We start from the raw sequence: 14,738 nt of genomic DNA, 5'->3' as shown, positions 1-14,738 counted from the left end.
GCTCAGAGCGTTGCAACGTCTTGCCAGGACCGCGTCTCTGACGAGGCCCAGGTCGCTTCGATGACATGGTTCACCGCCAGACCGTCCCGGAAGGTGGGAAAGACCGGTTGGCCGGTGTCGATCGCCTTCAGGAAATCATGCGCCTCGATGATGATCTGGTCCTGGTAGCCGGTACCGTGACCCGGCCCCTGACAAAAGGGCAGGTAATCGGGATGCGCGGGACCGGTCAGGATCTTGCGGAAACCGCGCTCGGCCTCGGGCCCTTCGGCGCGGTAGAGCCAGATCGCGTTCTGATCCTCCTGATCGAAGCGGATCGAGCCTTTGGTGCCAAAGATTTCATAGGCATAGCCCATCTTGCGACCCGTGGCGACGCGGCTGATATAGAGATGTCCCATCACCCCGTTTTCGAACCGGCACATGATCTGCGCGTGATCGTCATTGGTCACGGTCCCGCCGGGGCGCTCGGAATGCACCGTTTCGATATCCGCCATGACCGAGCGGACCGGGCCGATCAGCGCCAGCGCCGCATTCAGGATATGCGGGGCAAGATCGCCCATATTGCCGTTGGCGCGGCCTTCGGCCCGCCATGTGGCAGGGGCTAGCGGGTCGGCATAGAAATCCTCGGTATGTTCGGCACGAAACCAAGTGACATCGCCGATCTCGCCATCCGCAATCAGTTTGCGTGCGAACTGGCTGGCCGGGGTACGGATGTAGTTATAGGCCACCATATTGGCCTGTCCGCTAGCCTCGGCAGCGTCCACCATCGCCTGCGCTTCGGCCACCGACGTGCCCATTGGCTTTTCGCACATCACCGGCTTACCAACGGCAAAGGCGGCCTCGGCAATCTCGCGATGCAGGGCCTGAGGCGTGGCGATGATGATTGCATCGACCTGCGGGTCCTCGACCAGAATGCGCCAGTCATGCGTGGCCCGTGCAAATCCGAACGCGCGGCGATAGCGTTCGGCAGAGTCGGGGCTGCTGGCGCAGATCATCTCAAGCCGGGGTCGCAGACGCGTCTCAAACACCGTCCCAACGGCGGCCATGGCAACCGAATGCGCCTTGCCCATATAGCCGCCGCCAACGATGCCGATCCCAATTTCTGCCATGATCGTTCTCACCTTTGCGCAAATACAGTTTGCAACCGGTTGCAAAATTAGTATCCTCGGAATCGATCCTGCGCAAGTGGCTTTCGATCCACTTGCTGCGCCCGCATCGATTGAGGGAACCAACAGATGAGCGACGATACGATCCGCCTGACGACCGCTCAGGCCATTATCCGCTGGCTGACCAACCAGTTCATCGAAATCGACGGGCAGGAATACCGTTTATGCGGCGGCGGCTTTGGCATCTTCGGCCATGGTAATGTGACCTGTCTGGGCGAGGCGCTGCATGGGGTTCAGGACGAACTGCCGCTCTATCGCGGCCAAAACGAACAGAGCATGGGGTTTGCCGCTGCGGGCTATGCCAAACAATGGCTGCGCCAGCGCTTCATGTTCTGCACTGCCTCTGCCGGGCCGGGCACAACCAACCTGCTGACCTCTGCCGCGCTCGCTCACGCCAATCGGCTGCCGATGCTGATGCTGTGTGGCGACACGTTCCTGACCCGGCTGCCCGACCCGGTGCTGCAACAGCTGGAGCATTTCGGGAACCCGGCGCTGGGTGTGAATGACGCCTTCAAGGCTGTTAGCCGCTATTGGGACAGGATCACCCATCCCGCGCAGGTGATCCAGTCGCTGCCCGCAGCGATTGCCACCATGATGGACCCTGCCGATTGTGGCCCCGCTTTTCTGGGCCTGCCCCAGGATGTGCAGGGCTGGACTTATGACTATCCGACGGTGTTCTTCGAGAAGAAAGTCCACCATATCCGCCGTCAGGCCCCGGATGAGGCGGAAGTTGCCGCCGCGGTCCAACTGCTGAAAACCGCCGAACGCCCGATGATCATCGCGGGCGGCGGGGTGCAGTATTCCAGGGCGGTGGCAGAGCTGACATCCTTTGCCGAAGCACACCAAATCCCGGTCGTTGAGACCATCGCGGGCCGCGCCAACATGCTGGACGGCCATCCGCTGAATATTGGCCCAATCGGCGTGACCGGATCAGACAGCGCCAATGCAGTGGCCGAAGCAGCCGACGTCATTCTGGCGGTTGGCACGCGGCTGCAGGATTTCACAACCGGCTCATGGACGGCCTTTGCCAAGGATGCCCGTTTCATCTCGGTCAACGCGGCGCGCCACGATGCGGGCAAGCATATGTCGCTGCCTGTGGTGGGCGACGCCAAACGGTCGCTGGACGCGCTGGCCGATGCCATGGCGGGCTACAAAGCGGCGCAAAGCTGGACCGGTTTCGCTCAAGGCGAGCGCAAGACGTGGGACGCCTATGTGGCCGAGAATGTGGCCCACGGAAATCGCCCGAACTCCTACGCGCAAGCCATTGGCGTGGTTAACGAATTGTGCGACTCCCGCGACCGGGTGGTCGCCGCTGCTGGCGGGTTGCCTGCCGAGGTCACCGCCAATTGGCGCACGCTGGATATCGGCACGGTGGATGTAGAGTTCGGCTTCTCCTGCATGGGCTATGAGATTTCCGGTGCCTGGGGCGCGCGGATCGCACAATCGGAAACCGAACCGGATCAGGATACGATCGTCTTCATCGGCGACGGATCTTACATGATGATGAATTCCGACATCTATTCCTCGGTCCTCAGCCGCAAGAAGCTGATTATTCTGGTGCTCGACAATGGCGGGTTCGCGGTGATCAACAAGCTACAGAACAACACCGGTAATGAAAGCTTCAACAATCTGATCGCCGATTGCCCGACGGTCCCGGAGCCCTTCGGCGTCGATTTCGAGGCACATGCGGCCGCAATGGGGGCCATAGCGGAAACTGTCGAAAACCCTGCCGAACTGGGCGAGGCGTTCAAACGCGCCAAGGCCAGCGACAAGACCCATGTGATCTGCATGAAGGTCGACGCCTATGACGGATGGACTGCGCAGGGCCATGCCTGGTGGGAGGTCGGCACGCCCCATGTTACCGACAGCGACAAGGTGCGCGAAGCCCACGTGGATTGGGAAAGCAGCCGGTCCAAACAGCGTCGGGGCGTATGATGAGCAATCTGCTGGAGGGCATCAAGGGCAACCGCTTTGCTGTATTTGGACGCGCGGGCATGGACATGTTCGCCGATCCCGTCGGCACCAAGAGCGAGCACGCAGAGAGTTTTCGCGCCGATCTGGGCGGCTCATCGGCCAATATCTGCGCCGGGTTGGTCAAGTTGGGGTCGCAGGCAGCGCTGGTGACGTCCGTCTCCGATGATGCGGTGGGGCGGTTCTGTGTGAACCGGTTGCAGCACTACGGCGTCGATGCGCGCTATGTCCGCCCGGTGGGCGGAGAGGCGCGGACCTCGCTGGCAGTCTATGAAAGCTGTATAGACGACTTCCAGAACGTCATCTATCGCAACGGAGCGGCGGATTTTCAGGTGACCGAGGCGGATATGGACGCGGTGGAGTACAGCGCCTTCAGCGCGCTGATCACGGCTGGTACAGTCTTTGCCGCCGAACCCTCGCGCGGGGCCACCTTTCGGGCGTTTGAGAACGCCCGCGCCGCCGGGCTGCCGGTGATCTTTGACATCGACTACCGCCCCTATAGCTGGCCTTCACCTGACGTGGCCGCCGAGGTTCTGTCACGCGCGGGCGAGGAAAGCGACCTGATTGTCGGCAATGACGAAGAGTTCGGCTTCATGGCCGGCGGCATCGAAAAGGGTCTCGACAAAGCCCGAGAGCTGGCGGCAAAGCCGGGCCGGATCGTCATCTACAAAATGGGTGAAGAAGGTGCCGTAACATTTTCTGATGACGAAGAAATCCGAACTGGCATTTATCCCGTCACCGCTGTCAAGCCCAACGGGGCGGGCGATAGTTTCATGGCCGGGCTACTGTCGTCCGTCGCGGCAGGGTATTCCTTGCGCGACGCGGTACTGCGCGGCTCTGCCTGCGCCTCGATCGTGGTGTCGCAACCCGGCTGCGCCCCTGCCATGCCCACCACCGCTCAGCTAGAGGATTTCCTCGCATCCCATCCCGGCCCCTCATTGGCCGCCTAGGAGGATCAAGACATGCATATCGCTCCCTTTGACAACCAGAATAAACCTATCGTCGATGTCGATGATGGGCTGGTACCGCTCAACTACTTCAACATCGTCAAGCTCAAGAAGGGTGAGGCGTTCGAATACCAGGTGCCGGGATACGAGACCTGCATCGTGCCTGCCACCGGCAGCGTTGATGTCGAGATCGAGGGGGTGTCTTTCGCGGCCCTTGGCAATCGCGGCGAGGATGTCTGGGATGGCGAGCCGGAAGGGGTCTATGTGCCGTCAGGCGCCAAGGCGCGGATCGTGTGCGTCTCGGACGAGACCGAAACCTTCATCGCAGGCGCGAAATACGACAAGGTGCTGGAACCTTTCGATGTGCGCGAACCCGACCTCGTGCAATATGGCAGCGACGACACCAAGACCCATCGCAAGATCAAGCATATCCTGGGCCAGAAACAGGCCGACAAGGTCGGGCGTCTGCTGGTTTCTGAGCTGTTCACCGTGGGGCAGGGCGGCTGGTCGGGTTTCCCCTCGCACAAGCACGACACCAACCGCCTGCCCGATGAGACACGCCATGATGAGACATACAATTTCCGATTCAAACCGAACTGGGGCTCGGGTCTGCAAATGCTGCAGCGCGAGGAAGGCAAGGCGGGTGACGCCTATCACATTGTCGACGGCTCCACGATCTGCATCGACAAGGGCTATCATCCCTGTGCGGTGTTGCCGGGTTACGAGATGTATTATTTCACCATTCTCGGCGGTCTGACCCAGCGCTCGCTGGTGCAGTTCTTTCAGCCCACCCATGCCTATCAGGTCGAAACCATTCCAGGCATCAAGGACATGGTGGCAAAGTTCAAATGACGCTTGCGACGCTTGCAGATGTGCTGCAACCCGCGTTGCGGCAGGGCTATGCAGTCGGCGGGTTGGTCACGCTCGGTTGGGAGGACATGCGCGCTTATGTGGCTGCGGCCGAGGCTGAAGGTGTGCCGGTGATCCTGCAGGCCGGTCCAAGCTGCCGCGCCCATACGCCGCTTCCTGTGCTGGGCAAGATGTTCCGGCATCTGGCCGAAGGCGCGTCGGTGCCCGTGGTGGCCCATCTCGATCATGGCTACACGCTGGAAGAATGCCGCGAAGCGCTCGACAACGGGTTCACCTCGCTGATGTTCGACGCCTCGCGCAAGCCCTTGGCGCAGAATATCGACGAAACTGCTAAAATTGCGGAAATGGCCCATGCGGCGGGTATTTCCTGTGAAGGCGAGATTGGGTTCGTCGGCTATTCCGGCGGTGAATCCTCGGCAGGAACCGACCCCGACGAGGCCGCGCAGTTTGCGCGCGAGACCGGGGTGGACGCCATGGCGATCTCGGTCGGGAATGTGCACCTGCAACAGGAAAGCTCCGCCGGGCTGGACGAGGAGCGCATCCGTGCCATCGAAGCGGCGACGGATGTACCGCTGGTCATCCATGGCGGCTCGGGCGTGCCCGAAGCGCAGCGCCGATCGCTGGCGCGAAACTCGAATATCTGCAAGTTCAACATCGGCACCGAGCTGCGGATGGCTTTCGGTGCAGCCCTGCGCGACGCGGTAAACCGCGACCCGGATCGTTTCGACCGGGTGCAGATTCTGTCTGAGACCCACGACCCGCTGGTGGACACGACCCGGACTGTCCTGCGGGCCTTTAGCGGTGCGCAGCAATAGGCGCTTTTTCCTTTCACCGGATGATCCTATCTGCTACCTACACAAAAATAATTACTGTGTAGGTAAGCGAGGTGGCGGTGGCCGACTCTTATCCTCTGGCGGTGCAGACCACCTATCGCGATCTGCTTGACCGGCATTTGCGACGGCCCCGGCCTGACGTGCAGGGCAGCATCCTGCGGGTGTCAAACAAGGGCGGGGCCTATTGGGTCGCACGACAGCGGGTCGGGCAGGGGGTTGTCGAGCACCGCATCGGCCCGGATACCGCAGAAATACGTGCACAGGCCGAACGGCTGAAGCTCGAAAACGACAAGGCGCAGGATTGGAACCGCGATGCGGGCGCGCTGGTGGCGCAATTGCGGGCGGCGCAGATGCCGGTGCCAACGGCGGGGACCGGCAAGCTGATCAACGCGCTGGATCGGGCCGGTTTTTTTGCACAAGGCGGCGTGTTGGCGGGTACCCACGCGTTTGGGCTTTATGCGCTGGAACTTGGTGTGCGGCTGGAGGATGCGCTGGCCTTGACCGAGGATGTGGATATCGCCGCCACAAAAGCGGTGCGGGTATTGGCGGATGAGACCGCTAGCCTGACCCGGGCGCTGGACGTGATCGGCCTACGCCCCGTCGCTGGTCCGATGGAGCCGCACCCGGTGCGCTGGGAAACCGGTGATGGCGTGGTGCTGGATATCCTGACGCCCAAGCGGCGCGGCGGCGAAGCGGTGGTGCATCACGACGGTCTGGGCGTCTGGGCGCAGGCGCTGCCTTATCTCGATTACCTGCTGGCTGATCCCATAACTGCGGTGCTGCTCTATCGCGAAGGGGTTCTGGTGCGCATTCCCGCTCCGGAACGCTATGCAGTGCACAAGCTGATCGTCGCCTCGGCGCGCACAGGCACCCATCGCGCCAAGTCTGACAAGGACCTGTATCAGGCCGCCGCGCTGATCCGGGTTCTGGCCGAGGCCCGGCCCTATGAACTGGCCACAGCCTATGATGTGGCGAGGGCCAACGGACCCAAATGGCGCACTGCAATCGGGGCCTCGTTGCGCCGCCGAACCGACATAGCGGCGATTTTGGACGATCTGCACGGCTGAGTTGTGCGAAAAGGTACATTAAAAGACCCTGAAACGAATTGATACCACCGGCCCGCTGCGCCACAGTGTTTGCGCAGGCCAAAGAAGAACGCAGGTAGTAGCCCCATGTCTGACAAGGACCCGTTTGCCGAACCGGATGATACGGACAAGACGGTGATCCGCCCGAATCCCGGCGGACGGCGCTCTGCGCCTCAGCAGCAGCCGCCCGCGCCGGGCTATCCCGATCCCAACATGGCCCCGCCGCAACAGCCCTATCCGCCACAGGGTCAACCCGGCTATCCGCCGCAACATCCGGGATACCCGCCGCAACAACCGGCCTATGGCGTGCCGCCCGCGCAGCCCTATCCGCCACAGCAGCCCGCGCAACAAGCGCCCGGCACTGAGGCATATGGTGTGCCACCCGCACCGCAACCGCACGCCCCGCAAAGCCAGCCCGCGCCCGAGACCGAAGCCGTGGTGATGACCGGCATGAACCGGCTCAGCGCCTGTGCGACACCGCTTTTCTCGCTGGTCAGCCGCATCCGTAATCGAGCCCAGCACATGGACCCGGACAAGCTGCGCGACAGCGTGGTGTCCGAAATCCGCGCCTTTGAAAACACCGCTCTGCAGGCAGGCATCCCGGCCCAGACGGTCAAGATCGCCCGCTATGCGCTCTGTGCCACGCTGGACGACGTGGTCTTGAACACGCCCTGGGGCGAGCAATCGGTCTGGGCCACGCAATCTCTGGTGGGCACCTTCCACCGTGAAACCGTTGGCGGCGACCGGTTCTATGACCTGCTCGCCCGGTTGGAGAAAGACCCCGCCAACAACATCGAACTGCTGGAATTTGTCTATATGTGCCTGTCACTCGGGTTCGAGGGGCGATTGCGGGTCGAACAGGGCGGCAGCGACAAGCATATGCAGATCCGACAGGGCTTGGCCCGGATCATCCGGGCACAACGCGGCCCGATGGAGCGTGACCTCTCGCCCCATTGGGAAGGCGTCGACAAGCCCTATCGCGCGCTCAGCATGTGGCGGCCGGTCTGGATCGCCGTTGCGGTTACGGTGCTGCTGCTGATCATGGAATTCTCCGGATTGTCTTATGCGCTGTCGAACCGGACCGAGAACCTCGTTGGCCAGCTTTCGGTGATTGATGCCGGTCCGGTCGCCGAATTGCAGCGCCGCGCACCTCCGCCTCCACCGCAACCGGTGCAAGAACAGCCGCAGGTCGAAAAGGTGGTGGAATTCCTGCAGCCCGAGATCGACGAGGGGCTGGTCGAGGTGTTCCAGAAAGGCAATACGCTGATCATCCGCATCAAGGGGTCGGGCATGTTCGGCTCTGGCTCCGACACGTTGCAGGACAAGTATGAGGATCCGGTGCGCCGCGTCGCCGTTGCGCTGAACGATGAGCCCGGCAAGGTGATCGTTGCAGGCCATTCCGACAATGTCCCTATCCGCACCTCACGCTTTCCGTCCAATCTGGCCCTGTCGCTGGCGCGGGCGAAATCAGTGATGAACCAGATGGCGGATTCGCTCAGCGATCCCGCCCGGCTCAGCGCTGAGGGCCGTGCCGATAACGACCCCATCGCCGATAACGCGACCCGAGAAGGCCGCGCCGCCAACCGGCGCATCGAAGTCCTGCTGGTGCAGGAGGAGACCTGATGTTCATCCGCAGATACCTGTTCCCCCTGTTCCGCTCGATCTATTTCGTTCTGTTCTTCACCGCGGCCGTTCTGGCCGGGGCGCTCTATTATTTCGGCCCAATGATCGGCAGCGAAGAGTGGCGTCCGCTGGATTCGCTCTGGTCGCGTCTGATCTGGGGAGGGGCAATCTTCGGCTTCTTCTTCGTGATCGCGATGATCATCTTCTTCATCCGCCGCCGGCGTGACAAGAAGCTGGAAGAAGAGATCACCGATGCGGTGGCCGACGAACCCGACATGCTGGGCAGCGAGCTGGACGAGCTGCGCGGCAAGCTGAAACAGGCAATGGCCGCTTTGCGCAAATCCAAGAACGGGCGCAAGCACCTCAACGAACTGCCCTGGTATGTGATGATAGGGCCGCCCGGTGCGGGTAAGACCACCGCCATCGTCAATTCCGGCCTGCAATTCCCGCTGGCCGGAGAGATGGGTAAGACCGCCATCGGCGGTGTCGGCGGCACGCGTAACTGTGACTGGTGGTTCACCGAAAACGCGGTGCTGATCGATACGGCGGGCCGCTATACCACACAGGAAAGCGACGCCGAAACCGATAACGCGGCCTGGATCGGGTTTCTGGGTCTGCTCAAGAAATACCGCAAGCGCCAACCGATCAATGGTGCGATGATCGCCATTTCCCTGTCTGATTTGTCGCTTCAGGATGAGATCACCCAGAAAGAAAACGCCAAGGCGATCCGTCGCCGTCTGGAAGAGCTGCGCGAAAAGCTGGGCGTACGGTTCCCGATCTATGTGCTTTTCACCAAGGCCGATCTGATCGCCGGATTTGCCGAGTTTCACGACAATCTGGGCAAGGAAGACCGCGAACAGGTCTGGGGCTTTACCCTGCCGCTGGACAAGACACGCGGCGACGCCAGCCCCGTAGCCGCATTTGACGAGGAATTTGCCGGCATTCTGGCGCGGCTGAACTCTCAGGCGCTGGAGCGGATGCAGACCGAGACCGACCCACAGCGTCGCGCGCTGATCGCGGGCTTCCCGGTGCAGGTGGCCAGCGTGCGCAAGACCGCGCGCGAATTTCTGTCAGAGGTGTTCAACGACAATCGGTACCAGCATCGCCAGATGCTGCGCGGGGTCTATTTCACCTCGGGCACGCAGGAAGGCACCCCGATCGACCGGCTGATGCTGGGCATGGCACGCACCTTCGGGATCGGACGGCAAGCCATCGGGTCGGGCACCGGTACGGGGCGGTCCTATTTCCTGACCCGGCTGTTTGATCAGGTGATCTTTCGAGAGGCGGGTCTGGTCAGCGCCGATGACAAGGTCGAAAAGCGCTATAAGATCACCAAATGGGTGTCGATTGCCGCGACGATCATCGCCGCGCTTGGCATTGGAGGGCTGCTGGTGCGGTCCTTCCTGGGCAATTCCGAGCTGATCGCTGATGCGCAGGATCATGTCAGCGCCTATCAGGCCGCCGCCGCGACCCTGCCACCCAGCCCGGTGGGCGACACCGATCTCGTGCCGGTGGTCGATGCGCTCAATAACCTGCGTGACATGCCCGCCAACCCGGTGCTGTCCGACCCCAGCCCGGACCCGAAACTGACCTATGGCCTCTATCAGGGCGAAGTGATCGGCACGCAAGCCTCGCAAACCTATCGCGCTGCATTGAACCAGCGCTTTCTGCCGCGCCTGCTGCTGCGGCTGGAAGAGCAGATGGCCGCCAATATAAACAACGCCGATGTGCTTTATGAAGCGCTCAAGGTCTATCTGATGCTGGGCCTGCAAGGGCCGATGAACCAGGATCTGGTCAAGCAGTGGATGAATCTCGACTGGTCCGTGTCCTTCCCCGATGGCGGCAGGGCAGAGTTCCGGCAGGACCTGAACGACCATCTCGACGCGCTGTTGACCCAGCCAATGCAGGAAATTGCCCTGAACGGCCCGCTGGTCGAGCAGGTACAGGGCATCCTGTCGGAAATGCCGCTGGCCCAGCGGGTCTATAACGGCATCATCGCCAGCCAGGCCGCGCAGGCCTTACCGCAATGGCGTATCACCGATGCCGGAGGCCCAGCGGTCAGCCGGGTTCTGGTCCGCTCTTCTGGGCGGCCGCTGAATGACGGAATCGAGGGCATTTTCACCTATGACGGCTTCAACAACGTCTTCCTTGGCGAGGCATTGGGCGTCGCCCGGCGCGTGCAGGGCGAAAGCTGGGTGCTGGGCCCGCGCGGCGAGGCCGAGCAGACCGAACAGGCGCTAGCGGCGCTCAGCCGCGATGTGCTGGATCTCTACTACAACGACTATATCGCGCGCTACGATCAGGTGCTGGGCGATGTCGATATCATCCCGATGGAAAGCCTCAGCCATGCGGTCGAGGTGACTAACGTTCTCTCGGGGCCGACCTCGCCCATCGTCAACATCCTGAACGCCATCTCTGACGAGACCAAACTGGCCGAGGATCGCTCGGTTCTGGGCAATTCCGAGGTCAGCGAAGGGCTGGGCACGGTCGCAGGGATCGAATTGCAGGCCAACACCTCTGTGCAGACCCGTATCCTGTTGGAAGCGCTGGCAAAATCCGCGTCCGCTCAGGGTGGCCCACCGCCTGCGCCACCGGGCACCTATGTGCAAGACCGGTTCGAATGGCTGCACAACCTGACTGCGAAGCCCGAGGGCCAGCCCTCGCAGCTTGATCAGTTGATGGGCAGCCTGACCGAGGTCTATCAAGAGCTGAACAAGATGTCGTTCAGCGGCGTGTCAGGCGGAGAAACCGGCGCGGCGCTGCAACGGTTCCAGCAAGAAGCCGGCCGTGTCGACGGACCGATGGAACGCTGGGCCACGCAGGTCATCACCGGGTCGAGCGGCATCACCAGCGACAGTACCCGTGCCTCGATCAATGCGCGCTGGCAGGCCGATGTGCTGCCCTTCTGTACTCAGGTGCTGGATAACCGCTATCCGTTCAGCCGCCGGTCACGCGCTGATGTGGCGATGGGCGATTTTGCCAAGCTGTTCGGCCCCAGCGGGTTGATCGACAGCTTCTTTACCCAGACCCTGGCCAAACATGTGGATATGCGCACGCGGCCCTGGTCATGGAAAACTGGCGTGAACCAGACCGATCTGGGTATCAGCCCGGCCGTGCTGCAACAGATGCAATATGCCGCCGAGATCAAGGAGGCGTTCTTTGCCAACGGGCCCGAGCCGCAGATCCAGTTCCAGATCATGCCCGAGGCGCTGGACCCCAAGGCCAAGAGCGTGAAGCTGGAGATCGACGGTCAGACACTGGAGTTCCGCCATCGCGGCGGGTTGCCATCCCCGATGGCGATCAGTTGGCCCGGCCCGGTCGGTCTGGCGCGGGTCAGTTTTGAGCCGACCAAGCGCAATATCGAAAGCGTGCTGGCCCGCGATGGCCCCTGGGCCTGGTTCCGCCTGCTGGACGCGGCAGAAGTGCGCCGCACCAACGTGTCGGACCGCAAGAAAGTGATCTTCAACGTTGGAGGACGCATTGCGATCTTCCAGCTGCAATCCGGCTCGGTCCTCAACCCCTTTGCGCTGCCGGCGCTCAGCAAGTTCAGCTGCCCGAAATCGTTCTGATGGATCACCCTGGTTTCGGCGCGTTTGGCAAAATGCCATCGGTGGGCGATTTCTTTCGTCTGAATGTACGGGCATCGTTTGTGCAGGTCTGGGACGACTGGATTCAGCGTGGAATGCTGGACGCGCAAAGAGCGACTGGCGTTGCGTGGGACGGTCTCTATATGTCCGCGCCGATCTGGCGGTTTTGCCTTTCCCCGGGTCTGGCGGGATCACAAAAGATGTTAGGCGTTCTAATGCCCTCGGTCGATCGGGTCGGACGGCGGTTCCCACTGACGCTGGTCACTCCCGCCTGGGCCGAAGGCTCGGTCATTCTTGACCATTTTCGAGAGACCGAACTTTTCGAGAGACTAGAAGACCTCGCTCTTTCGGCACTTGACGACGACATGACCAAAGACAGGCTGGCAGAGTTGTTGAACGATCTGGCACCACCACAACACCGCTGCGATGCACCTGTCAGAAAAGCAGCCACCACGCTGGTTCTGACCCAGCACGAGGGAGCTGGCGACCTACTGCCCGAACTGGCCGCAGGGCTGGTGACCGGTGAGTACCGCGCTCCCAGCATCTGGAGCACGGAAATTGCCGGTGTCCCACGCCTGATGGTCTGCGAAGGTTTACCGACGGCCGCAAACATGCAAGGTTTGTTCAACCTGACCGCTGCAATCTGGACTGAGGCAAGGCCCATATGAATTCACGACCCCGGGTCCGATACAGCGCCCGAAGCCACGTTGGGATGGTGCGCAAAGTCAACGAAGATGCAGTGCTTGCCATGTTGGACGAGGGGCTCTGGCTTGTCTCTGACGGGATGGGCGGACATGAGGCCGGAGATTACGCCAGCCGCCTGATCGCTGACATGACGGCCTCGATCCCGCCGGGCCTGCCGCCCGCCGAGCGGTTGAACGCGCTGCGCGATACCCTTAGCAAGGCGCATAAGGTGATCCGGGCCGAGGCCGACAAGCGCGGCGGTAAGACCATTGGCGCAACCGTGGTCAGCCTGATGCTGGCCAACGGGCATTTTGTCGGGCTCTGGGCCGGGGACAGCCGTATTTACCTGCTGCGCGACGGCAATATCCAGATGCTGACCAGCGATCATTCCTTCGTTGCCGATCTTGTGCGCGACGGGCAAATGACCTGGGACGAGGCTGAGCATCATCCGCAATCAAACGCCATAACCCGCGCGGTGGGGGTGGGTGACGAGCTGGAACTGGACAAGATCCGGGGCGAGCTGCAGTCGGGCGATCGGTTCCTGCTCTGCTCGGACGGGCTGACCAAATATGCGACCTTCGCCATGCTGGAAAAGGCGCTGAAAGAGCTGCCGCTTGAAACAGTGTCTGATCGACTCGTTCAGATGGCGCTGGATGGCGGCGGGGCCGACAACATCTCGGTCATCGTGATTGAGGTCGTCTGAGACCTAGCTGCTGCTCATCCCGACAAGCATCGCCCCGAGGGCTACAATATGGATCAGCATGATCGCCCGGTCGTTCCACAACACACCAACGGCAAACCAACCCAGCACGCCCACCAGAAACAGATAGAGGTTCATCGGGGTCCAGCCCAGGGCGGTGGCGGTATAACCCATGATCTGGATGATCGAGGCACTCCATTTGAGGATGAATGCAAGACGCTCTTGCGGGGGCAGGGTTTGGGCAGGATTGAAGGACATCGGTTCAGCTTTCATGGTGACAACGGCATCTTGAGCGGGCCGATACAGGCGACCCTTGCAAGACCCCACTTAATGACATCGACCACCGATCGCGCTTGAGAATTGATGTTTCCTGACTGTAGGAATAGTATTGCCATATGGCGCGACTCCCTCCTCTGAACGCATTGCGGGCATTTGATGCCGCAGGCCGGCATCTGAACTTTCGCGCGGCTGCAGATGAGTTGCGTGTGACGCAAGGGGCTGTGGCGCAGCATGTGCGTCAGTTGGAGGCGCAACTGGGCCTGCCGCTGTTTGAACGACTGCCCAAAGGAGTGTCCTTTACCCCTGCCGGGCGCGGATACCATGCGCGTATTGCGTCCGCGTTTCAGGAGTTGCGCCGGGCAACCGAGGCGCTGCGTCCCGCGCCAGGAAAAGTTCTGATCAGCGTGACGCCGAGCTTCGCCGCCAAATGGCTGATCCCGAACCTTCCGGATTTTTCCGCGAGCCATCCCGATATCGACCTGCAAATCCTGGCAACCGAAAATGTATCACGCTTTCATGGTGATGGCATCGATCTGGCGGTCCGGCAGGGCGAGCCGCCCTTTGGCGCCGCGTTGGAAGCGATGCGCCTGTTCCGACAGGACGTCATTGCCGTTGCCGCGCCATCCCTGATCGCTGGCAGAGCGCTGCCGCTTGACCCAACGACTCTGGCTGACCTGCCCAAGCTGCACGACACCCATGATCTTTGGCCGGATTACCTTCAGGCTTTGAGTATCGAAGATCAAAGCGGGCGCGGGTTGCGGTTGAGCCAGACCACCTTGTCAATCGATGCCGCGCGCGCGGGGCAGGGGATCGCATTGGTCAGCCGGTTCCTTGTGACCGGTGAACTTGCAGCGGGGCAGCTTGTTCAGATCAGGCCCGAGGTGCTTTCGGGAAAGCAGAATTTCTATCTTCTGGCCGCACGCAGCAAACGGCGCGACCCCGCGACCCAGGCCGTGCTGGATTGGTTTTCCTCAAAAGCCGAGACATAGCCCCGCG

Annotated in this window: 12 protein-coding genes; 10 read left to right on the top strand and 2 right to left on the bottom strand. The window is 61.7% G+C overall.

What is annotated here, in order from left to right; all coding sequences use genetic code 11:
* Nucleotides 1-2 precede the first annotated feature (2 nt).
* Nucleotides 3-1,106 (bottom strand): Gfo/Idh/MocA family protein, encoded by a 1,104-nt coding sequence (locus AB1E34_RS08315; protein ID WP_372571871.1) that lies wholly within the window; start codon nucleotides 1,104-1,106, stop codon nucleotides 3-5.
* A gap of 126 nt (nucleotides 1,107-1,232) precedes the next feature.
* Here AB1E34_RS08315 and iolD point away from each other — a divergent pair, with 126 nt between their 5' ends.
* The 9 genes from iolD (at nucleotide 1,233) to AB1E34_RS08270 (ending at nucleotide 13,466) form a co-directional block, all read left to right on the top strand.
* Nucleotides 1,233-3,098, top strand: a complete 1,866-nt coding sequence (iolD, locus tag AB1E34_RS08310) for a 3D-(3,5/4)-trihydroxycyclohexane-1,2-dione acylhydrolase (decyclizing) (protein WP_372571870.1) — start codon at nucleotides 1,233-1,235, stop codon at nucleotides 3,096-3,098.
* Nucleotides 3,098-4,084 (top strand): 5-dehydro-2-deoxygluconokinase, encoded by a 987-nt coding sequence (gene iolC, locus AB1E34_RS08305; RefSeq protein WP_372571869.1) that lies wholly within the window; start codon nucleotides 3,098-3,100, stop codon nucleotides 4,082-4,084. Before iolD ends, iolC begins: the two co-directional genes overlap by 1 nt.
* A gap of 12 nt (nucleotides 4,085-4,096) precedes the next feature.
* A complete protein-coding gene (locus AB1E34_RS08300) occupies nucleotides 4,097-4,933 on the top strand; it encodes a 5-deoxy-glucuronate isomerase (protein ID WP_372571868.1) in 837 nt (278 codons plus the stop codon).
* The gene (locus AB1E34_RS08295; protein WP_372571867.1) at nucleotides 4,930-5,766 is read left to right on the top strand and encodes a class II fructose-bisphosphate aldolase; all 837 of its coding nucleotides are present in this window, start codon (nucleotides 4,930-4,932) and stop codon (nucleotides 5,764-5,766) included. The genes AB1E34_RS08300 and AB1E34_RS08295 overlap by 4 nt, the downstream gene beginning before the upstream one ends.
* 77 nt (nucleotides 5,767-5,843) lie before the next feature.
* Nucleotides 5,844-6,851 (top strand): GSU2403 family nucleotidyltransferase fold protein, encoded by a 1,008-nt coding sequence (locus tag AB1E34_RS08290; protein WP_372571866.1) that lies wholly within the window; start codon nucleotides 5,844-5,846, stop codon nucleotides 6,849-6,851.
* 105 nt (nucleotides 6,852-6,956) lie between these two features.
* Nucleotides 6,957-8,492 (top strand): type IVB secretion system protein IcmH/DotU, encoded by a 1,536-nt coding sequence (gene icmH / locus AB1E34_RS08285; protein WP_372571865.1) that lies wholly within the window; start codon nucleotides 6,957-6,959, stop codon nucleotides 8,490-8,492.
* Nucleotides 8,492-12,061: a type VI secretion system membrane subunit TssM gene (tssM, locus tag AB1E34_RS08280; protein ID WP_372571864.1), complete on the top strand. Its 3,570-nt coding sequence runs from the start codon at nucleotides 8,492-8,494 to the stop codon at nucleotides 12,059-12,061. Before icmH ends, tssM begins: the two co-directional genes overlap by 1 nt.
* Nucleotides 12,061-12,747: a type VI secretion system-associated protein TagF gene (gene tagF / locus AB1E34_RS08275; RefSeq protein WP_372571863.1), complete on the top strand. Its 687-nt coding sequence runs from the start codon at nucleotides 12,061-12,063 to the stop codon at nucleotides 12,745-12,747. The genes tssM and tagF overlap by 1 nt, the downstream gene beginning before the upstream one ends.
* Nucleotides 12,744-13,466 (top strand): PP2C family protein-serine/threonine phosphatase, encoded by a 723-nt coding sequence (locus AB1E34_RS08270; protein WP_372571862.1) that lies wholly within the window; start codon nucleotides 12,744-12,746, stop codon nucleotides 13,464-13,466. The genes tagF and AB1E34_RS08270 overlap by 4 nt, the downstream gene beginning before the upstream one ends.
* 3 nt (nucleotides 13,467-13,469) lie before the next feature.
* Here AB1E34_RS08270 and AB1E34_RS08265 read toward each other — a convergent pair whose 3' ends face one another.
* Nucleotides 13,470-13,736, bottom strand: coding sequence for a DUF6552 family protein (locus AB1E34_RS08265; RefSeq protein WP_372571861.1), 267 nt, complete (start codon nucleotides 13,734-13,736; stop codon nucleotides 13,470-13,472).
* 122 nt (nucleotides 13,737-13,858) lie between these two features.
* Between AB1E34_RS08265 and AB1E34_RS08260 the strand changes: the two genes are divergently transcribed.
* A complete protein-coding gene (locus AB1E34_RS08260; RefSeq protein ID WP_372571860.1) occupies nucleotides 13,859-14,731 on the top strand; it encodes a LysR substrate-binding domain-containing protein in 873 nt (290 codons plus the stop codon).
* Nucleotides 14,732-14,738: the final 7 nt, after the last annotated feature.

The sequence above is a fragment of the Ruegeria jejuensis genome (assembly GCF_041537905.1).
In the GTDB taxonomy this organism is placed as follows: domain Bacteria; phylum Pseudomonadota; class Alphaproteobacteria; order Rhodobacterales; family Rhodobacteraceae; genus Ruegeria_C.
The sequence above is the reverse complement of the archived record's forward strand: the minus strand, read 5'-3'. Positions and strand labels throughout refer to the sequence as shown.